This is a genomic window from Rahnella inusitata, from assembly GCF_003263515.1.
Classification (GTDB): Bacteria; Pseudomonadota; Gammaproteobacteria; order Enterobacterales; family Enterobacteriaceae; genus Rahnella; species Rahnella inusitata.
On the sequence record NZ_JYDE01000006.1, the window covers coordinates 117,722 to 138,511 of the forward strand.

General features: G+C 54.1%; 19 protein-coding genes and 1 riboswitch. Of the genes, 12 read left to right on the forward strand and 7 right to left on the reverse strand.

The features are described from left to right. Positions 1-46: 46 nt before the first annotated feature. Both hldE and yjeH read left to right on the forward strand, forming a co-directional pair. Positions 47-1,474, forward strand: coding sequence for a bifunctional D-glycero-beta-D-manno-heptose-7-phosphate kinase/D-glycero-beta-D-manno-heptose 1-phosphate adenylyltransferase HldE (gene hldE / locus TU92_RS03915; protein ID WP_112164650.1), 1,428 nt, complete (start codon positions 47-49; stop codon positions 1,472-1,474). Positions 1,475-1,570: 96 nt separating this feature from the next. Next, positions 1,571-2,821 (forward strand): L-methionine/branched-chain amino acid transporter, encoded by a 1,251-nt coding sequence (gene yjeH, locus TU92_RS03920; RefSeq protein ID WP_112164651.1) that lies wholly within the window; start codon positions 1,571-1,573, stop codon positions 2,819-2,821. 68 nt (positions 2,822-2,889) lie between these two features. Here the strand turns inward: yjeH and ubiK are convergent, their stop codons facing one another. Further along, complete coding sequence (ubiK, locus tag TU92_RS03925) at positions 2,890-3,162, reverse strand: ubiquinone biosynthesis accessory factor UbiK (RefSeq protein ID WP_112164652.1); 273 nt, start codon at positions 3,160-3,162, stop codon at positions 2,890-2,892. A gap of 132 nt (positions 3,163-3,294) precedes the next feature. Further along, positions 3,295-3,470, forward strand: a riboswitch (FMN riboswitch). Between the two features lie 133 nt (positions 3,471-3,603). Here ubiK and ribB point away from each other — a divergent pair. Together ribB and ygiD are read left to right on the forward strand one after the other, a co-directional pair. Then, the gene (gene ribB, locus TU92_RS03930; RefSeq protein ID WP_056772983.1) at positions 3,604-4,257 is read left to right on the forward strand and encodes a 3,4-dihydroxy-2-butanone-4-phosphate synthase; all 654 of its coding nucleotides are present in this window, start codon (positions 3,604-3,606) and stop codon (positions 4,255-4,257) included. 251 nt (positions 4,258-4,508) lie between these two features. Then, complete coding sequence (gene ygiD, locus TU92_RS03940; RefSeq protein ID WP_112164653.1) at positions 4,509-5,297, forward strand: 4,5-DOPA-extradiol-dioxygenase; 789 nt, start codon at positions 4,509-4,511, stop codon at positions 5,295-5,297. Positions 5,298-5,346: 49 nt separating this feature from the next. Here the strand turns inward: ygiD and TU92_RS03945 are convergent, their stop codons facing one another. The 3 genes from TU92_RS03945 to tolC form a co-directional block, all read right to left on the reverse strand. Beyond that, positions 5,347-6,507 (reverse strand): glutathionylspermidine synthase family protein, encoded by a 1,161-nt coding sequence (locus tag TU92_RS03945; protein ID WP_112164654.1) that lies wholly within the window; start codon positions 6,505-6,507, stop codon positions 5,347-5,349. A 7-nt stretch (positions 6,508-6,514) separates the two neighbouring features. Beyond that, complete coding sequence (locus TU92_RS03950) at positions 6,515-7,183, reverse strand: DUF1190 family protein (RefSeq protein WP_112164655.1); 669 nt, start codon at positions 7,181-7,183, stop codon at positions 6,515-6,517. A 195-nt stretch (positions 7,184-7,378) separates the two neighbouring features. Beyond that, positions 7,379-8,872 (reverse strand): outer membrane channel protein TolC, encoded by a 1,494-nt coding sequence (tolC, locus tag TU92_RS03955; RefSeq protein WP_112164656.1) that lies wholly within the window; start codon positions 8,870-8,872, stop codon positions 7,379-7,381. A gap of 233 nt (positions 8,873-9,105) precedes the next feature. Here tolC and nudF point away from each other — a divergent pair, with 233 nt between their 5' ends. The 5 genes from nudF (at position 9,106) to parE (ending at position 13,611) form a co-directional block, all read left to right on the forward strand. After that, the gene (gene nudF / locus TU92_RS03960) at positions 9,106-9,741 is read left to right on the forward strand and encodes an ADP-ribose diphosphatase (RefSeq protein ID WP_112164657.1); all 636 of its coding nucleotides are present in this window, start codon (positions 9,106-9,108) and stop codon (positions 9,739-9,741) included. Further along, complete coding sequence (locus TU92_RS03965) at positions 9,738-10,163, forward strand: DUF1249 family protein (protein WP_095923552.1); 426 nt, start codon at positions 9,738-9,740, stop codon at positions 10,161-10,163. Before nudF ends, TU92_RS03965 begins: the two co-directional genes overlap by 4 nt. 27 nt (positions 10,164-10,190) lie before the next feature. After that, positions 10,191-11,021, forward strand: a complete 831-nt coding sequence (gene cpdA, locus TU92_RS03970; RefSeq protein ID WP_112164658.1) for a 3',5'-cyclic-AMP phosphodiesterase — start codon at positions 10,191-10,193, stop codon at positions 11,019-11,021. After that, a complete protein-coding gene (yqiA, locus tag TU92_RS03975) occupies positions 11,018-11,599 on the forward strand; it encodes an esterase YqiA (protein WP_112164659.1) in 582 nt (193 codons plus the stop codon). Before cpdA ends, yqiA begins: the two co-directional genes overlap by 4 nt. Before the next feature lie 116 nt (positions 11,600-11,715). Beyond that, complete coding sequence (gene parE, locus TU92_RS03980) at positions 11,716-13,611, forward strand: DNA topoisomerase IV subunit B (protein ID WP_112164660.1); 1,896 nt, start codon at positions 11,716-11,718, stop codon at positions 13,609-13,611. An 82-nt stretch (positions 13,612-13,693) separates the two neighbouring features. Here the strand turns inward: parE and TU92_RS03985 are convergent, their stop codons facing one another. After that, positions 13,694-13,999: a putative quinol monooxygenase gene (locus tag TU92_RS03985; RefSeq protein ID WP_112164661.1), complete on the reverse strand. Its 306-nt coding sequence runs from the start codon at positions 13,997-13,999 to the stop codon at positions 13,694-13,696. 31 nt (positions 14,000-14,030) lie between these two features. Continuing rightward, on the reverse strand, positions 14,031-14,618 hold the full coding sequence (locus TU92_RS03990; protein WP_112164662.1) for an NAD(P)H-dependent oxidoreductase: 588 nt from the start codon (positions 14,616-14,618) through the stop codon (positions 14,031-14,033). A 322-nt stretch (positions 14,619-14,940) separates the two neighbouring features. On the opposite strand from TU92_RS03990, the gene parC reads away from it, so the two are divergent. From parC to ftsP, 3 genes are all read left to right on the forward strand, one after another. Beyond that, complete coding sequence (parC, locus tag TU92_RS03995; protein WP_112164663.1) at positions 14,941-17,214, forward strand: DNA topoisomerase IV subunit A; 2,274 nt, start codon at positions 14,941-14,943, stop codon at positions 17,212-17,214. 217 nt (positions 17,215-17,431) lie between these two features. After that, a complete protein-coding gene (locus TU92_RS04000; protein ID WP_112164664.1) occupies positions 17,432-18,169 on the forward strand; it encodes a 1-acylglycerol-3-phosphate O-acyltransferase in 738 nt (245 codons plus the stop codon). Between the two features lie 75 nt (positions 18,170-18,244). Beyond that, positions 18,245-19,660 (forward strand): cell division protein FtsP, encoded by a 1,416-nt coding sequence (gene ftsP, locus TU92_RS04005; RefSeq protein WP_112164665.1) that lies wholly within the window; start codon positions 18,245-18,247, stop codon positions 19,658-19,660. 62 nt (positions 19,661-19,722) lie between these two features. Here ftsP and dkgA read toward each other — a convergent pair whose 3' ends face one another. Continuing rightward, positions 19,723-20,547, reverse strand: coding sequence for a 2,5-didehydrogluconate reductase DkgA (gene dkgA / locus TU92_RS04010; RefSeq protein ID WP_112164666.1), 825 nt, complete (start codon positions 20,545-20,547; stop codon positions 19,723-19,725). Between the last annotated feature and the right edge of the window lie 243 nt (positions 20,548-20,790).

A 20,790-nucleotide genomic window follows, 5' to 3' on the forward strand; every position in this document is an offset into this window, starting at 1 on the left:
GCCGCACTATTTTTATGTCTGGTTTTACCTGTTTTGGAGTCTTGGGATGAAAGTGACTTTGCCTGATTTTCACCGTGCCGGTGTGCTGGTGGTCGGTGATGTAATGTTAGACCGCTACTGGTATGGCCCGACCAACCGAATTTCACCGGAAGCGCCGGTACCGGTCGTTAAGGTCAATACCATCGAAGAACGTCCTGGCGGCGCGGCTAACGTGGCGATGAATATTTCGTCCCTCGGTGCTTCTTCCCGTCTGATCGGTCTGACCGGTGTGGACGATGCGGCGCGCGCATTGGGCGAGCGTCTGGCGGAAGTGAAGGTTCACTGCGATTTCGTCGCGTTGCCGACGCACCCGACCATCACCAAACTGCGTATTTTGTCGCGTAACCAGCAACTGATCCGCCTCGACTTCGAAGAAGGTTTTGAAGGCGTCGATCTGCAACCCATGCTGACCAAAATTGAGCAGGCGCTGCCGGAAAGCGGTGCTCTGGTGCTGTCTGATTACGCCAAAGGCGCGTTGACTGAAGTGCAGAAAATGATCCAGCTGGCACGTAAAGCGGGCGTTCCTGTTCTGGTCGATCCAAAAGGCTCTGACTTTGAGCGTTATCGCGGTGCGACCCTGCTGACGCCTAACCTGTCAGAATTCGAAGCCGTGGTCGGCCGCTGTAAGAATGAAGACGAACTGGTCGCGCGCGGCATGCAGCTGATTGCTGATTTTGAGCTGTCGGCGCTGCTGGTGACCCGTTCAGAACACGGTATGACGCTGTTGCAGCCGGGAAAAGAGCCGCTGCATCTGCCGACGCAGGCGCAGGAAGTGTATGACGTGACCGGTGCCGGTGACACGGTGATCGGCACGCTGGCGGCTGCGCTCGCGGCGGGGAATACGCTGGAAGAATCCTGCTTCCTGGCCAACGCCGCCGCAGGCGTGGTGGTCGGTAAGCTCGGCACCTCCACCGTATCTCCGGTGGAACTGGAAAACGCCATCGGTGGCCGTTCGGACGTCGGTTTCGGCGTCATGACGGAAGAGCAGTTAAAAGCGGCTGTGGCGATGGCGCGTCAGCGCGGCGAGAAAGTGGTGATGACCAACGGCATCTTCGACATTCTGCACGCCGGGCACGTTTCCTATCTGGCGAACGCCCGTAAACTCGGCGATCGTCTGATCGTCGCGGTGAACAGCGATGCGTCCACCAAACGTCTGAAAGGCGAAACCCGTCCGGTCAATGCGCTGCAAAACCGCATGATCGTGCTGGGTGCATTAGGCGCCGTGGACTGGGTGGTGTCATTTGAAGAAGATACCCCGCAGCGCCTGATCGCCGGGATCTTGCCAGATCTGCTGGTCAAAGGCGGCGACTACAAACCGGAGCAAATCGCCGGTTGTGATGAAGTCTGGGCCAACGGCGGCGAAGTGCGCGTGCTGAACTTTGAAGACGGATTATCTACCACCAAGATCATCAACCAGATCAAAGCGCAGGACTGATCCAGTCCTCCACGCACTGACCGAAGGGCTTATCTGATAAGCCCTTTTTCTTTATCTGAATTTCAATTCAGAAACCAAAACGGAAGTGACTCTGTTGTGAGCGGATTAAAACAGGAACTCAGTCTGGCGCAGGGCGTCGGTTTGCTTTCTACCTCATTGCTCGGTACCGGTGTATTCGCGGTGCCCGCGCTGGCGGCGCAGCTGGCGCAAAACGACAGTCTGTGGGCGTGGCCGGTGCTTATCCTGCTGGTATTCCCGATTGCCATCGGCTTCGCCGCACTCGGGCGACATTTTCCCAGTGCGGGCGGGGCGGCGCATTTCGTGGGCAAAGCTTTCGGGCCGCACATGGCGCGTGTGACCGGCTGGTTGTTTTTATCGGTGATCCCGGTCGGTTTGCCTGCCGCGTTACATATCGCCGCCGGTTTCTGGCAGGCGGCATTTGGCTGGAGCAGCGAAAATCTGCTGCTGGTTCAGCTTGGTACGCTTTTCGTGATTTGGTTCCTTGGTACGCGCAGCGCGGGGTCGAGCGCCAATATTCAGACGCTGATTGCGGCGCTGGTGATTGCTCTGGTCATCGCCATCTGGTGGAAAGGCGATATTACGCTGCCGGAAATTCCGTTGCCCGCCGTTCGCGATATCTCGCCATCAAACCTGTTTGATGCGCTGGCGGTGATGTTCTGGTGCTTCGTCGGGCTGGAGGCTTTTGCGCATCTGGCGACAGAATTTCGTAACCCGGAACGGGATTTTCCGCGTGCTTTACTCATCGGTATGCTGGTTGCCGGCGCCGTGTACTGGGGTTGTACCGTGGCGGTATTGAAATTCCATGCGTGGGGAGAAGGGAAGGAAGCGGGGGCGTCACTGCCGGGTATCGTGGTGCAGCTGTTCGGGCAAAAAGCACTGTGGGTGGCGTGCATTATTGGCTATCTGGCGTGCTTTGCCAGCGTGAATATTTACACCCAAAGCTTCGCACGGCTGGTGTGGTCGCAGGCGCAGCTCAAGCCGGAAAGTAAACTGGCGCAGCTCTCTGCGCAGCGCGTTCCGGTTGCCGCATTGAATCTGGTGGTCGGCTGCTGCGTGCTGTTCACGCTGCTGATTTACTGGCTGCATCTGCCGCTCGGCGCGCTGATCACTTATGCTAACGGGATTTTCATTCTGATTTATCTGCTGTGTATGCTTGCCGGGGCAAGGATCCTGAAAGGCCGCTCGACGTGGATGGCGATGCTCGGCGCGGTATTGTGCTGCGGATTGCTGGCGATGGTGGGCTGGAAAGCGGCGTATGCGCTGATAGTGTTTGCCGCGCTCTGGCTGCTTTTACCGCGCGCTAAAACGGTGATTCACACGCGATAGAGTGTCTGAAAGTGAGACATAAAAAGACCTGCTGAGCAGGCCTTTATCGTTTCTGACGAGCGGGGAAATCAGACCGGGTCTTGCGGTTTTTCGGCGTCGGTCAGTTTACCTTCCAGGGCGGCCAGACGTTGTTCCAGCACGGCCAGTTTTTCGCGGGTGCGCAGCAAAACTTGGGTCTGCACATCAAACTCTTCGCGATTGACTAAATCCATGCGGCTGAACTGTGCCTGCAATACCTGACGGATTTTCTTCTCGGCATCTTCACCAAATTCGCGGATCCCTTTCGGCATAGACTCGTGAACCTGGCGGGCAATTTGTTCAATTTTTTTCGGGTCAATCATGTTATTTCCTTTTCTCGAAGGAGGTGCTTTTGCTTAGTGTAATCGCTGATGACGTTTCTATAAACCTTCCGGGGCACTAATTGGCCAAACCGCAGGATTGCTCTGGTCATTTATTGGCGTTATAGTTGATTTGCTTATTCTCAGGGCGGGGTGAAAGTCCCCACCGGCGGTAAACCACAGAATATCGGAAGGATCATAATCCCTTCCACGTGGAAGCCCGCGAGCGCTCAATCCTTCGGGATTAGAGGTCAGCAGATCCGGTGTAATTCCGGGGCCGACGGTTAAAGTCCGGATGGGAGAGAGTAACGATTCAAGCCGGGCAAAATTTGTCCGCTGCGTTATTTTTTATAACTGTAGCACGCCATCAGGCCGCTGCAGCTAGCCTCCTCAAGACGCCCTGATTCTGGTAATCCACATACAGAACATGAGGTTATTTTTACCATGAATCAGACCCTACTTTCCGAATTCGGTACACCTGCTGAACGTGTTGAGCGCGCTATTGACGCCATTCGTAACGGCGTAGGTGTGATGGTGCTGGATGACGAAGATCGTGAAAACGAAGGCGATTTAATCTTTGCCGCCGAAAACATGACAGTTGCACAAATGGCGCTGACTATTCGCCATGGCAGCGGCATCGTGTGTCTCACCATGAACGAAGACAGCCGTAAAAAGCTCGATCTGCCGATGATGGTGGAGAACAACTCCAGCCAGTTCCAGACGCCTTTCACCGTGACCATTGAAGCGGCTGAAGGCGTCACCACCGGCGTTTCTGCCGCTGACCGTATCACCACCATCCGCACCGCGATTAAAGACGGCGCGAAACCTTCTGACCTGAGCCGTCCGGGGCACATCTTCCCGCTGCGCGCACAGGCGGGCGGCGTGCTGACCCGTGGTGGTCATACCGAAGCCTCGATCGATCTGGTGACGCTCGCTGGTCTCAAACCCTTCGGTGTGCTGTGTGAACTGACCAACGATGACGGCAGCATGGCACATGCGCCAGAAGCCATCGTCTTTGCGAAACAACACAATATGCCAGTGGTGACCATTGCCGATCTGGTGGAATATCGCCAGGCGCAGACCCGTCAGGCAAGTTAACTGTCTGGCGGTATGATATAGAAAAGGTCGCTTATGCGGCCTTTTTGCTTTTTATAGCTGATTTTTGTCTGAACGGACGTTGTTAATAAAATACTGCCCCGCCGCCTTTGATTTTTCCCTTCAAATTTATTGAACATCTCCTTCATGGTTATCCGGCTGTAACCCGCACTGAAAAAGAGTACCGTATTTTCATTACGCGGCAGCCCGCTGATGAGCGCCGCTCTCTTTTATTTTGCGGTAAGGAATTCATGATGACGACTCAACGTATGCCCGCACTTTTCTTAGGCCACGGCAGCCCGATGAACGTGCTGGAAGACAACACTTACACCCGTGCCTGGCATACGCTGGGCGAAACATTACCCCGGCCAAAAGCGATTCTGGCAGTGTCAGCCCACTGGTTTACCCGTGGCACGGCGGTGACGGCGATGGAAAACCCGCGCACCATTCATGACTTCGGCGGTTTCCCGCAGGCGTTGTTCGATAAACGCTATCCGGCGCCGGGTTCTCCCGCCCTGGCAAAACGAGTACAGGAGCTGCTCAGCCCGGTAAATGTGCTGGCGGATACCAGTGAATGGGGCTTTGACCACGGGACCTGGGGTGTGTTGATAAAGATGTATCCCGACGCCGATATCCCGGTCATTCAGCTGAGCATCGACGGCACACAGCCGCCGGAATATCACTTTGAGCTCGGCAGAAAACTGGCCGCGCTGCGTGATGAAGGCGTGATGATTGTCGCCAGCGGCAACGTGGTGCATAACCTGCGGATGGTGAAATGGGACGGCAACGGCGAACCTTATCCGTGGGCGATCGCATTCGAGAAATATGTGAAAGATAACCTGAGCTGGAAGGGCGCCACGAAGGATCATCCGCTGGTGAACTTTATGGATCACGAAGGCGGTGCGCTTTCTAATCCGTCACCCGATCATTACCTTCCGCTTTTGTATGTGCTGGGTGCGTGGGACGGCGTTGAGCCGGTGACTCAGCCGACCGACGGACTGGTAATGGGATCGCTTTCGATGCTTTCAGTGCAGGTGGGTTAACTCGGAAAATAAAAAGGATAATGATTTTTCATTATCCTTTTTATGCGCTTTAGCCGACGATGGTGTGCGGATAGAAACGTGACAGATCCTGCGTGATCAGCGCTTTGTCTTCGCGGATGCCAATGCCGCAAGGTTGATCGTTCACCAGCCAGCTGCCGATCAATACGTAGCTGCCGTCAAAGACAGGAAGCGGATGAAACTGCTGCACGATCATGCCTTCTGCACCGTACGGACCTTCCACGCTCGCAACTTCCTGACCTTTCTCGATGACCTTAATGTTTGCGCCTTCGCGGGAAAACAGCGGTTTGACCACATAATGATCCAGTTCCGGATGCGCATCATCTGCGAAGTATGCCGGTAACAGATTCGGGTGATCCGGGAACATTTCCCACAGCAACGGCAGCAGGGCTTTGTTCGAGAGAATGGCTTTCCACGCCGGTTCCAGCCAGCGTACACCTGCATCTTCCAGCTTGGTGGCGAAGATCTCGCGGAACATAAACTCCCACGGATACAACTTGAACAGGTTGGAAATCACCTGATCCTGAGGATCGGTAAACTGGCCGCGTTCGCCCAGGCCGATCTCTTCGATATACAGAAACTCGCTGGCCAGTTCCGCTTCCAGCGCGCAGTCCTGCAAATATTGCACAGTGCCGCGATCTTCTTCTGTGTCCTGACAACAGGCGATGTGCAACAGCGAAAAGCCGTGCTGGTTTTTCAGTTCGGCAAAACGCTCAATGAGCTTTTCCTGCAAACTGTTGTACTGATCGGCATCCTGCGGCAGGTTACCGGACGCGATTTGGTCTTCAAGCCACAGCCATTGGAAGAACGCCGCTTCGTACAATGACGTCGGCGTATCGGCGTTATTTTCCAAAAGCTTAGGCGGATTGACACCGTCGTAGGCCAGGTCCAGCCGCGAATACAGCGAAGGCTGCTGCGTACGCCACGAACTGCGGACAAATTCCCAGACATGTTTTGGGATCTGGAATTTGGCCATCAGCGCATCGTCACCCACCACGCGTTCGACCACTTTTAAACACATCTGGTGGATGTCGGCGGTAGCGTCCTCGATCTCTTCGATCTGCGCCAACGTGAACTGATAATAAGCATCTTCACACCAGTAAGGTTCGCCATACATGGTGTGAAAATTGAAGCCAAACTCCGTGGCTTTTTCGCGCCAGTCCGGGCGCTCGGTAATCGGTAAACGTTTCATGTGCGTCTTAGCCACCCATGCTGCGGCCAGCACTGCGCGGAGCGGCAGTGGAACTGCGCTGCATAGACGTTTGTTTTGCTACGCTTTCGCCAAAGCCGCCACGGGTGATGGTTTTGGTGACAGCAGGTTTCGGTGCCATCGCTGTTTTCGGCACGTTCATGGTACGCCCGCCCGCGGTTGCCGGGCCGTAGTTCTTACCTGTCGCATCGACGAATTTGCCGTTGGCCGGGCTGGCCGGGTTTTTAGAGCTGAAAAGTGGCTGCTGTGCGTAAGCACCGCCGCTCATCATACGTCCCATCATGTAACCCGCCATCAGCGGCATCCACATGCTGCCGCTGCTCTGGCCTTCGGCGGAAGCCACACCGGATTGCGCTGGCGTCTGCGTACACTGACCTTCGCCGAATTCGGCAATACAGTCTTCACGAGAGGCGTATTTCGGCGCGGTTTTTTCGGCGTCTTTTTTGGCAGCATCATAGGCTGCGACGCATTGTGCGCTGCTGGACGGATTCGCTTTAGAGCAGTCGTCCGCGTTCTGATACAACGACACCGTTTCATCGGTTTTCTCACAGCCTGACAGCATGAATACAGCGCCGACAGCCAGTGCGACAGGAGTGATTCGAGCGCTACGCCATGATTTACGGAAGGTAGCGAGGTTGACGTGTTGTGTCCGTTTCATCGTTCTTATCCCATATGCAGGGCTTTTTCGCCCTTTCCCAGTAGGGCTTAAGGATAGGGGAAACAGGGTGATTGTTAAAGCAGCGCACGCCAATTGTTACCAGACTTTACAGAAGGACGTGACAGAGGCAAAAAAAAGCAGCCTTTTCAGGCTGCCTCAGGATTTATGCTCAACAAAAAAGGCGACTTTTCAGGATCAGTTCTGGAAAGGATTACCGCTTTTTTTGGTGGTATTGGTGGTGGTCGTTGCGCTGGCTCTTTCAGTGCGTGGCGCAGCTGCCTGCGTACCGTCACTGTTATAACCGTCAGCCGCAGCATCCTGGTTTGGCGTTTCAGGCGCTACCTGATCCGGTGCCGTAGGAACCGGTTTACCCAGCGCACCATTGAGTGCCAGAAGATCACTTTCGTTCAGTGTTCCCAGCGCTGATTTAATGTTCAGCTGGTTAATCAGATAGGTATAACGCGCGCTCGAAAGCTGTTGCTTGGCGTTGTACAGCGTTGTGGTCGCGTCCAGCACATCAACGATAGTACGGGTACCGACCTGGTAACCGGCTTCCATCGCATCCAACGAACTTTGCGCAGAGACAACGGCTTGTTTATAGGCGTTGATACTGCTGATGGAGGCAGAGATATTGTTGAAGGATGAACGAACAGTTTGCACTACGCTGCGGTGCGCGCTTTCCAGCTGCTCGCTGGCGCCCACAAAGTTGTACTGAGCCTGTTTCACCTGAGAGGTGACAGAACCGCCGCTGTAAAGTGGCAGGGAGAAGCTCAGGCCAATTTTGTTCTGGCCGGCATCGGCATCCTGATAGCTGGATCCGCCGCCGGTTTTGTCGCCGTTGTACTTGGTGTTGCTGATGCCGGTAGAGGCAGTCAGATCCACGGTCGGCATGTGGCCGGTTTCAGCATAACGGATTTGTTCGCGGGCTAAATCTTGTGACAGACGCGCAGACAGCAAGCTCAGGTTGCGGCTTTCTGCTTCTTTCAACAGCGTGGCGACCGGCTGCGGACGCGTCGTGTTGAAGTTGTCGACGTTCAGGGAAGACAGCTGCGGATAATAAGTACCGGTCACCTGACGCAGGGATTCCAGTGCGTTATCCAGGTTATTACGCGCAGTGACTTCATTCGCCAACACGGTATCGTATTGTGAACGGGCGTTCTGCACGTCAGTGATGGCCACCAGACCCACGTTAAAACGCTGAGTGGTTTGATCTAACTGACGGTAAATAGCTTGTTTCTGCGCTTCGGTATAGGAGAGTGAATCGATTGCACTCAATACGTTAAAATAAGCTGTTGCAGAATTAAGGATCAAAGACTGTTGATCAGTCTGATAAGACACGTCCTGAATACCTGCGGTTTTTTCCTGCAGGGTCAGCGCGCGCCATTTTGACATATCAAAAAGGGTCTGCGTTAATTGCAGGCTGGCGCTGCCAACATTGCTGTTTACGCCATTTGCATCGCGGTAGCCATTGGTATAACCATAATCCGCACCCAATCCAAGTTGCGGTAATAAAGGACTGCGGCTTTCGTTAATTTTTTCGAATGCGGCATCCCGGTCAGCAGCTGATTTACGCAGGTCCGGGTTACTCGTCCTGGCTTGCTGATAGACCTGCATCAGGTTTTCGGCCTGGCTTATCGTACTAAAGCCGCCCAGGCTGAGTCCGATGAGAAGGGGGAGCAGTTTCTTCATTTGCATTCCTTGTTGTGCAGCAATGTTGTTATGTATGGTGACGCAGTCAAATACTCGAATAGACGCGGATTCTAGCAGAGTCAGGCTAAAGGGGCGGTTGGCTTAACGTGCCTTCCCAACTGAATGAGCCTAAATCTATCACAAACAACCTTGATTATTATTAACGCATTTTCATCAAATTGACCTCAAAAGGGGATAATTTACCTTTGTGAGGTATTAAAGGAGAACGCTCCATGTCTTCATTCAACAATTCACCGGTAAGTTTCGGCAAAGATGATGTAGAAATTATTGCACGTGAGTCACGATATAAAGGTTTTTTTTCTATTATTGCATATCGGTTTCGCCATCGTTTGTTTAATGGAGAAATGAGCGGCGAGGTGGTGCGTGAAGTTTTTGAACGCGGGCATGCGGCCGTGTTATTACCTTATGATCCTGAGCGGGATGAAGTGGTGTTGATCGAACAGATCCGCATCCCATGCATTGATTCCAGTGATACCCCATGGCTTCTGGAGATGGTCGCCGGTATCATTGAAGAGGGCGAAACGGTAGAAGAAGTCGCCCGCCGTGAAGCGCTGGAAGAAGCGAACATTGTGGTGAAACGTTGTAAACCGGTGCTGAATTATCTTGCGAGCCCCGGTGGTACAAGCGAACGTCTCTCCATCATGGTCGGTGAAGTCGACGCCACCACGGCAGAAGGAATTCACGGTCTGGAAGCAGAGAATGAAGACATCCGGGTACACGTTGTGAGCCGCGAACAGGCTTACCGCTGGGTGGAAGAAGGAGCGATAGACAATGCGGCGTCAGTGATTGCTCTGCAATGGCTGCAACTGCACTATGAATCCCTGAGAAAAGAGTGGGCCAACGAATGATTAAGCGCTATACCCCTGATTTCCCTGAAATGATGAGATTGTGCGAAACCAATTTCGCGCAATTGCGCCGTTTAATGCCGCGCACAGATGAGCCTGGCGAAACAGTGACATATCAGGTGAGTAGCGCCACGTATTGCCTGACGATCCTTGAATCGACGCGCTATACGTCCCTGGTAGAAATAAAACAGACTGCGCCTGCGGTCAGCTACTGGAGTTTGCCGTCGCTGACGGTCAGGCTCTATCACGATGCGATGGTGGCGGAAGTGTGTGCAAGTCAGCAGATCTTTCGCTTCAAAGCACGCTATGATTATCCTAATAAAAAGTTGCATCAGCGTGATGAAAAGCATCAAATTAACCAGTTCCTTGCGGACTGGCTGCGTTATTGCCTTGCGCACGGAGCCATGGCAATTCCGGTTTGTTAGACAGACTTCAATAACAAAGGAAACGATTTGGAAAGCCTGTTTAAACTGCCTTTGGTAAATGGGGCCAAAGTCAGAGTTCTACAGATTACCGATACCCATCTTTTTGCCGGTGAAGATGAAACGTTGTTGGGCGTGAATACGTTTAACAGCTATCGCGCTGTGCTGGACGCTATCAAGGCGCAGCAGCGCGAAGTCGATATCATCGCCGCGACAGGGGATTTGGCTCAGGATCAGTCGGTGGCGGCATACCATCAGTTTTGCCGTGGCATCAGCGAACTGCCCGCGCCCTGTGTCTGGCTTCCCGGAAACCATGATTTCCAGCCGGCGATGTTTGAAACCCTGCACGACGCCGGGATCAACCCGTCGAAGCACGTGCTGCTCGGCGATCACTGGCAAATCATTCTGCTCGATACGCAGGTCTTTGGCGTGCCGCACGGTGAGCTGAGCGAATATCAGCTGGAGTGGATGGAGCGCTGCCTGAAAGCCTATCCGGATCGCTACACTTTGCTGATGTTGCATCACCATCCGCTGCCATCTGGCTGTACGTGGCTCGATCAGCACAGCCTGCGCAACGCGCACATGCTGGCGAATACGCTGGTGAACTACCCGAAAGTGAATACGCTGCTGTGCGGCCATATTCATCAGGAACTTGATCTCGACTGGTATGGACGTCGTCTGTATGCCACGCCGTCGACCTGCGTTCAGTTCAAACCGCACTGCACCAATTTCACCATTGATACCGTTGCGCCGGGCTGGCGTTATCTGGATTTATATCCGGATGGCCGCGTGGAAACGCAGGTATTTCGTCTAGAATCCACCGAGTTTCACCCGGATACGGAATCGGACGGATACGAATGAACACCCTATTGTACCTGCATGGGTTCAACAGCTCCCCAAACTCGGCTAAAGCGACGTTGCTGAAAAACTGGCTGGCGGAACATCATCCGCGTATTGATATGGTGACGCCGCAGTTGCCGCCGTATCCGTCCGAGGCCGCCGAGTTACTGGAAACGCTGGTGATACAAAATGCCGGTAAGAAACTGGGCATTGTTGGCTCCTCGCTCGGCGGGTATTACGCCACGTGGTTATCGCAGTGTTTTGCCCTACCGGCGGTGGTGGTGAACCCGGCAGTCAAGCCTTATGAGCTGCTGATCGACTTTCTCGGGCAAAACGAGAACCCCTACACGGGCCAGCAATATGTGTTAGAGTCACGCCACGTTTACGATCTGAAAGTGATGCAGATCGAACCGCTGGAGTCGCCGGATTTACTCTGGTTATTACAGCAAACGGGCGATGAAATTCTCGATTACCGTCAGGCTGTGGCATATTACACCACCTGTCGTCAGACGGTTGAACCCGAGGGAAATCATGCATTTGTCGGCTTTGAGCGTTATTTTTCGCCGATTGTCGATTTCCTCGAACTGGCCGCAGACTAACATCGCAGGGTGACGTTCTCCCCGGATGTTGAGCGTCTGCGTGCTGCCAGTGCTTTTCCTCCCGCCCACATACTGTATCGTTAGCCCACAAACCTATGAGCCACGAATAATCAACGATGAGCCAATCTACTTATAACGCGGATTCCATAGAGGTCCTCAGCGGACTTGAACCGGTGCGCCGCCGTCCGGGCATGTATACCGATACCACCCGGCCAAACCACCTCGGCCAGGAAGTGATTGATAACAGCGTGGATGAGGCATTAGCCGGCCACGCCAAACGTATCGAAGTCATTCTGCACGAAGACCAGTCTCTTGAAGTCATCGATGATGGCCGTGGTATGCCGGTGGATATCCACGCAGAAGAGGGCGTGCCCGCCGTCGAACTGATTTTCTGCCGTCTGCACGCGGGCGGTAAATTCTCTAACAAAAACTACCAGTTCTCCGGCGGCCTGCATGGCGTGGGGATTTCGGTGGTCAACGCCTTATCTAAGCGCGTCGAAGTGGCGGTAAAACGCGGCGGCGAAGTGTATGAGATGGCATTTGAAAATGGCGATAAAGTTGAAGATCTGCATGTCACCGGCACCTGCGGTAAACGCAATACCGGCACCAGCGTTCACTTCTGGCCAGACGTCAGCTTCTTCGACAGCCCGCGTTTTTCGGTCAGCCGCCTCAGCCATTTGCTGAAAGCCAAGGCCGTACTGTGTCCGGGTGCTGAGATCATTTTCAAAGACAAGGTGAATAACACCGAGCAACGCTGGTGTTATGAAGACGGGCTGACCGACTACCTGATGGAAGCGGTCAACGGCCTCATCACTTTGCCGGAAAAAGCCTTTGTCGGTGCATTTGCCGGTGATATCGAAGCGGTAGACTGGGCGCTGCTGTGGCTGCCGGAAGGCGGCGAACTGCTGACCGAAAGCTACGTCAACCTGATCCCAACCATGCAGGGCGGTACGCACGTCAACGGTCTGCGTCAGGGGCTGCTCGATGCGATGCGCGAGTTCTGCGAATTCCGCAATATTCTGCCGCGCGGCGTCAAGCTTTCTGCGGAAGATATCTGGGAACGCTGCGCGTATGTGCTTTCGGTAAAAATGCAGGATCCGCAATTTGCCGGTCAGACCAAAGAGCGTCTCTCTTCCCGTCAGTGCGCTGCGTTTGTTTCCGGCGTGGTGAAAGATGCCTTCAGCCTGTGGCTGAACCAGAATGTCCATGCGGCAGAACAGCTGGCAGAACTGTGCATTTCCAGCGCTCAGCGCCGTTTGCGCGCCGCCAAAAAAGTGGTGCGTAAGAAGCTGACCAGCGGCCCTGCGCTGCCGGGTAAACTGGCGGACTGTACGTCGCAGGATCTGAACATGACCGAACTGTTCCTGGTGGAAGGGGATTCCGCAGGCGGCTCGGCTAAACAGGCGCGCGACCGTGAATATCAGGCGATCATGCCGCTTAAAGGTAAGATCCTAAATACGTGGGAAGTCTCTTCCGATGAAGTCCTGGCGTCACAGGAAGTGCACGATATTTCCGTGGCCATTGGTATCGATCCGGACAGCGAAGACCTGACACAGCTGCGTTACGGTAAAGTCTGTATTCTTGCGGATGCGGACTCCGACGGCTTACACATCGCCACGCTGCTGTGCGCGCTGTTTGTCCGTCACTTCCGATCTCTGGTGCGCGGCGGCCACGTGTATGTTGCGATGCCGCCTCTTTACCGTATCGATCTGGGCAAAGAAGTGTTCTATGCGCTGGATGAGCAGGAAAAAGAAGGCGTGCTGGATCAGCTGAAACGTAAGAAAGGTAAGCCGAACGTCCAGCGCTTTAAAGGGCTGGGTGAGATGAACCCGTTGCAGCTGCGCGAAACCACGCTCGATCCGAATACCCGTCGTCTGGTTCAGCTGACCATCGATGAGAACGATATCGATCAGACGCTGCGCATGATGGATATGCTGCTGGCGAAAAAACGGTCTGAAGATCGCCGTAACTGGTTGCAGGAAAAGGGCGATACCGCCGAACTGGACGTTTAATCCCCTCAGACTGCGCCATAAAAAAATGCCGGACGCTTTGCAGCGCCGGCATTTTTGTTTTAAACAAAGTCAGATTTTAGGATCAGGCTTTTTCGATAATATGGATCACCACATCCAGCACGTCGGCTTTGATGTTTTCACGGTGCTTGTCCATGTGCGGTGCCTGCTGGTGCGCTTCGAGGTGCGCCAGGCTTTCCCAATCTTCCAGCATGAAAATGGAATCAGGAACGGTTTTACGCCATGGGATCTGGCCGTTGAAATCAATGTAAGGCTCATAGCGGTGGCAACCTTTCTCTTCGAGAACACTTGGCAGCAGCGCGGTAATTTTATCCATGACCGCATCGCGGCGGCCCGCTTTTACTTTGATTTCGGCGATAACAGTGATCATAACTACCTCATTACACGAATGACTTTTTACCTTAGGCCTGACCGAACACATTTTCAAGGTGCGCGCGGTAACGGGCGAAATCACCTTCGATATCAGGCTGCTTGATCACGTCGTTACACATGAAGGTCGGCAGGGTGTCCAGACCGATGAACTGGTTGGCTTTATGCTGTGCCAGATAGACACCGTCAACGCCCACGCCGTGGAAGAATTGTTCTTTATCGTCGAATGCTTCCAGCGGCGCATTCCAGGTCACGGAAAGCATGTAGCATTTGCCCTGCAACAGGCCGCCGGAACCGTATTTTTTCGCACCGTCTGAACGGGTACGGCCATCACTGGCGTAGAGTTTGCCGTGGCCTTCGGTGAAGATTTCATCGATGTATTTTTTCAGCGTCCACGGCATGCCCATCCACCAGCCTGGTTGCTGATAAATGATGGCATCGGCCCACAGGTAGCTGTCGATTTCGGTCTGAACGTCGTAACCCTCTTCAAGCACGGTCACGCGTACGTCATGCCCCGCGTCACGCAGGAAGCTGGACGCGACGTCGGTCAGGCTGTTGTTCAGTGCACCTTTGGAGTGGGCAAAAGTTTTGCCGGCGTTAATAATCAGGATGTTGCTCATGGGATTTCCTTAAATGAATTCTGGCTGTCAGGCTGTTGTCACGTAGTGTACTGAACTCTGCATCGCGAAAAAATGTGATATTGCGCACAAGACTATTGACCCAGATGCAATAATCGCCCGATTTACCCGACGTATTCGCCAGTGCGGTTGGCTAAAACGGGTTAAAAACAACGCATAAATACAGCAACTGTGACAGGAATACGGCAGATGATGTACTATCGCGGACATCATTGCCTCGCGGCTTGTGCCTTTGCGCGCCTGCGAGTGCAAGCTTCCTTAATTTCCAAAACGATAACGCCACGGGTCTGAGGATTAAACATCAATGAGCGAAATGACTCATGACGGAACAGAGCGTTTAGCACTGCATACGTTTACTGAGAACGCCTATCTCAACTATTCCATGTACGTCATCATGGACCGCGCGCTGCCGTTTATCGGTGACGGCCTGAAGCCGGTACAACGCCGTATTATTTATGCGATGTCCGAACTCGGCCTGAGTAATAACGCCAAATTCAAGAAATCCGCGCGTACCGTCGGTGACGTGCTGGGTAAATACCATCCGCACGGCGACAGCGCCTGCTACGAAGCCATGGTGCTGATGGCGCAGCCATTCTCTTACCGCTATCCGCTGGTTGACGGGCAGGGGAACTGGGGTGCACCGGATGACCCGAAATCCTTCGCCGCGATGCGTTATACGGAATCGCGCCTGTCCAAATATGCCGAAGTGCTGCTGCGCGAGCTCGGTCAGGGTACCGTGGATTATGTCCCGAACTTTGACGGCACCATGCAGGAGCCGAAAATGCTGCCTGCGCGCCTGCCCAACATTCTGCTGAACGGCACCACCGGCATCGCCGTGGGTATGGCGACGGATATTCCGCCGCATAACATCCGTGAAGTTGCCGCTGCTGCCGTCGCGCTGCTGGAAAAACCGGGCAGTTCACTCGATGACCTGCTGGAATTCGTGCAGGGGCCTGACTTCCCGACCGAAGCGGAAATCATCACGCCGCGCAGCGAAATCCGCAAAATGTACGAATCGGGCAAAGGCTCGGTGCGCATGCGTGCGGTCTGGCATAAAGAAGATGGCAGTGCGGTGATCACCGCATTGCCGCATCAGGTCTCCGGTGCGAAAGTGCTGGAGCAAATCGCCAGCCAGATGCGTGCCAAAAAGCTGCCGATGGTCGAAGATCTTCGTGACGAATCCGACCACGAAAACCCGACCCGTCTGGTGGTGGTGCCGCGATCCAACCGTATCGATCTCGATCAGGTCATGAATCACCTGTTTGTAACCACCGATCTGGAACGCAGCTACCGCATCAACATGAACATGATCGGGCTGGATCACCGTCCGCAGGTCAAAGGGCTGGTGGAAATCCTCACCGAATGGCTGGCCTACCGTCGCGATACCGTGCGCCGCCGCCTGAATTTCCGCCTCGATAAAGTTCTGAAACGCCTGCATATTCTCGAAGGTTTACTGATAGCCTTCCTGAACATTGATGAAGTGATCCACATCATCCGTACCGAGGACGAGCCAAAGCCGGTGCTGATGCAGCGTTTTGAGCTGTCTGATACGCAGGCCGAAGCGATCCTCGAGTTGAAATTACGCCATTTGGCAAAACTCGAAGAAACGAAAATTCGCGGTGAGCAGGATGAGCTGGCGAAAGAACGCGATCAGTTGCAGGCATTGCTGGGCTCAGAACGTAAACTCAGCACGCTTATCCGCAAAGAAATTCAGGCCGATGCTGAATCCTTTGGCGACGATCGCCGCTCACCAATCATTGAGCGTGAAGAAGCGAAAGCGATGAGCGAGCACGACTTCGTGCCGTCCGAGCCAGTGACTATCGTGCTGTCTGAATCTGGCTGGGTGCGCAGCGCCAAAGGCCATGACATTGATGCTTCCGGTTTAAGCTATAAAGCCGGTGACAGCTTCCGTGCCGCCGCTAAAGGTAAGAGCAATCAGCCGGTGGTCTTTATCGATTCCACAGGCCGCAGCTACGCGCTGGATCCGATGACGTTGCCTTCCGCGCGCGGGCAGGGCGAGCCGCTGACCGGCAAACTGACGCCACCGCCGGGTGCGACGATTGAACATGTGATCATGGCACAGGACGACCAGAAACTGCTGATGGCCTCCGATGCCGGTTACGGTTTCGTGTGTACCTTCAACGATTTAGTGGCGCGTAACCGTGCCGGTAAAGCGATGATTACCTTGCCGGAAAACGCCAAAGCCTTTGCCCCCGTTGAGCTTAATGGCGCGGATGATATGCTGCTGTCCGTGACTGCCGCTGGCCGCATGCTGTTGTTCCCGGTGGCAGATTTGCCGCAACTGTCGAAAGGCAAGGGTAACAAAATCGTATCAATTCCTTCTGCGCAGGCCGCTTCCGGTGAAGATAAACTCGCCTGGTTGCTGGTTCTGCCGCCGCAGACGTCGATCACCCTGCACGTTGGTAAGCGCAAACTGCTGTTGCGTCCTGAAGATTTGCAGAAATTCCGCGCGGAACGCGGGCGCAAGGGAACCCTTCTGCCACGCGGCCTGCAACGGATCGATCGCGTCGAAGTGGATGCGCCTGCCCGCAGTAAAGGCGGCGACAGCGAAGAATAACGCGCTGGATCATCGGCACGGACAGGGCACATTTGTGCCCTGTCTACGTTGTGGCGTTCAGCTATTGTTTGGGACTGTTGTGCAGTGCAAAGATTTTACATTTGTATAAACAAAACCGTTGTATAGCGTCGAATCAGGCTTGAGAATAGTTCGGCGCACAGGGATCTAAACTGCACAGGTTTCTTACCGGCTTCGGCTGTAGTTTTAAGAGGATGTTATGTTATTTATTTTACGACTGATAATCGTGGTGATTTACTCGATTCTGGTAAGTTTTTTTGGCTGTATCTATTGTCTGTCTAGCCCGCGTAATCCGAAACATGTGGCGACATTCGGAAAGTTATTTGGAAATCTGGCGCCGGTATTTGGCCTGACCGTTGAAAAGCGTATTCCCGCGGAGGCGCCGAACAACGGTAAATGCATTTATATCGCCAACCATCAGAACAATTACGATATGGTGACCGCCTCGTCGGTTGTCATGCCCGGTACCGTCACCGTCGGTAAAAAAAGTCTGGTCTGGATCCCGTTTTTTGGTCAGCTGTACTGGCTCACCGGCAACCTGCTGATTGACCGTAATAACCGCGCGAAAGCCCACGGTACTATTTCGCAGGTTGTGAACCAGATTAAGAAAAAGAACCTGTCTATCTGGATGTTCCCTGAAGGAACGCGCAGCCGCGGTCGTGGCCTGATGCCGTTTAAAACGGGCGCTTTCCACGCAGCGATTTCAGCCGGAGTGCCGATCGTGCCAATTTGCGTATCGAACACCAATGGCAAAGTGAAGCTCAACCGCTGGTCCAACGGCCACGTCATTGTTGAGATGCTGCCGCCTGTAGATACAACCGGCTACACGAAAGACCGTTTGCGCGAATTATCTGAACACTGTCATAAGCTGATGGCGGATAAAATTGCTGAGCTTGATGCCGAAGTGGCGCTGCGCGAAGCCGCAGAAAAAAAATAAAAGTCATTAAATATCACATTAAAACCCGCTGCCATTGATGGCGACGGGGCCTACTTTTGTTTTCATGGAGAAGATATGTCACTCAGTCGTCGCTCGTTCCTGCAAGCCTCCGGCGTGGCTCTTGCCGCAGGTGCTCTGCCATTGAAAGCAGAAGCGAGTGGTTCGCAACCGGCCTTGCCTGTTCCGCCGCTGCTAGAATCGCGTCGCGGACAACCCCTGTTCCTTACGTTGCAATCCGCCCACTGGTCGTTCCTCGGCGGTGCCAAAGCGCCTGTCTGGGGCATCAACGGCATGTATCTCGGGCCGACAGTGAAAGTGCACAGCGGGGATGACGTGAAGCTGATTTACAGCAATCGTCTGGCTGAACCGGTGTCGATGACCATCAGTGGTCTGCTGGAACCGGGCACACTGACCGGCGGTGGTGCGCGCATGATGTCACCGGGCGTGGACTGGTCGCCGGTCTTGCCTATCCGTCAGCCAGCGGCGACGTGCTGGTATCACGCCAATACGCCAAACCGCATGGGACCGCACGTCTATAACGGGCTGGCGGGAATGTGGATTGTCGAGGATGAAATCAGCAAAAATCTGCCGTTGCCGAATCATTACGGCGTCGATGATTTCCCGCTGATCATTCAGGACAAACGTCTGGACGGTTTTGGTGTGCCGCAATACGACACACCCGCATCGGGCGGCTTCTTCGGCGATACCATGCTGGTGAATGGCGTGCAGAGCCCGTTCGTCGAAGTCTCACGCGGCTGGGTACGTTTGCGTTTACTGAATGCGTCCAATGCGCGTCGTTACGAACTGAGCATGAGTGACGGTCGCCCGTTCCACGTCGTGGCCTCGGATCTCGGTTTCCTGCCTGCGCCAATGACCGTGCAGCGTTTATCCCTTGCACCCGGCGAGCGCCGCGAAGTGCTGGTGGATATGTCGCAAGGTGAAGAAGTCTCGATTACCGCCGGTGAAGCGGCGGGCGTGATGGAGCGTTTGCGCGGGTTGTTTGAGCCATCGAGTATTCTGGTATCCACGCTGGTGCTGACGCTAAAACCGACCGGCCTGCTGCCTTTGGTAACGGATAATCTGCCGATGCGTTTACTGGCCGATCAAATTCTCTCCGGCAACGTGATCCGCACCCGTGACCTGCGCCTCGGCGACAGCCAGCCGGGCGTTAACGGCGCCATGTGGGACATCAACCGTATTGACCTCACCGCCCAGCAGGGGACGTGGGAGCGCTGGACAATACACGCGGACATGCCGCAATCATTCCATGTCGAGGGTGTATCCTTCCTGGTGAAAAGCGTCAACGGTGCTGCGCCGCTGGTGGAAGATGCCGGATTCAAAGATACGGTCTGGGTCGATGGCGATGTGGAGTTACTGGTGTATTTCAACCAGCCGTCATACGAGCATTTCCCGTTTGTGTATCGCAGCGGCGCGCTGGAACTGGCGGATCGTGGTTCAGCAGGCAATATGCTGGTTCAGCCGTCGATGTAACGATTTCGATGCCAAAAAAAACCCGCCAAGGCGGGTTTTTTAGTTTTCAGAACACTGCAGGATTACAGCCCCTTTTCAGGATCTGGCCCCAGACGGTGCTCTTTATCCAGTTTGGTCACTTCCGCCAGCTCTTCTTTCTCCAGTTTAAAATCAAACACGTCGAAGTTTTCGCGGATGCGTTTTGGTGTGACAGATTTCGGGATAACGATCAGCCCGTTATCCAGATGCCAGCGGATCACAATCTGCGCCGGGGTTTTATCGTATTTATCTGCCAGTTTCTGAATCAGCGGCTGATCGAAAACGCCTTCGCCGCCTTGTGCCAGAGGGCTCCAGGATTCGGTGGCGATATTGTGCGTGGCGTTCCAGGAATGCAGCTGACGCTGTTGCATCAGTGGGTGCAGCTCAATCTGGTTCACCACCGGGAAAATCCCGGTTTCATCTTTCAGTTTCTGCAAATGGGCGAGCGGGAAGTTACACACGCCGACGCTTTTCGCCAGACCCTCTTCTTTCAGCTTCAGCAGTGCTTTCCATGCTTCAACATAGTTGCCCTGTTGCGGCTGCGGCCAGTGGATCAGGTACAGATCGACATAATCGGTTTGCAGTTTTTTAAGGCTGGTTTCCAGCGCTTGTGGCGCATTCAGCTGATCGTCATTCCACAGTTTGGTGGTGATGAACAACTCTTCACGAGGAACGAGATTAGCGGCGATCGCTTCGCCAACGCCTTCCTCATTCTTGTAAATGGCGGCGGTATCGATATGACGATAACCGGTTTCAATGGCGGTTTTTACCGCCGCAGTAGCATCCTGATTACTGGCTTTCCATACGCCAAGTCCTAACTGAGGCATCAGGTTGCCATCGTGAAGTTTTATGATGGGTTGAGCTGCCATGAGTTTCTCCTTATGGGCGGACCGTAATTGACATCGTGCCCGCTGAAATACGCGGGCACAGACAGAAATGGGGCTTTAGCCTGAGACTAAGTCTAGTTAACGAAACGGCATCTTGCTGAGCAAGCTACTGATTTTATTTTCAACTCACCGATCGTTTGACGGTTTTTACTGTACGTCCAAACTGCCGCAGGGAAGATGCTCAATCCTGCTTAAGGCTTGCCTGTTTCTGCTTGTCTCTGTAGA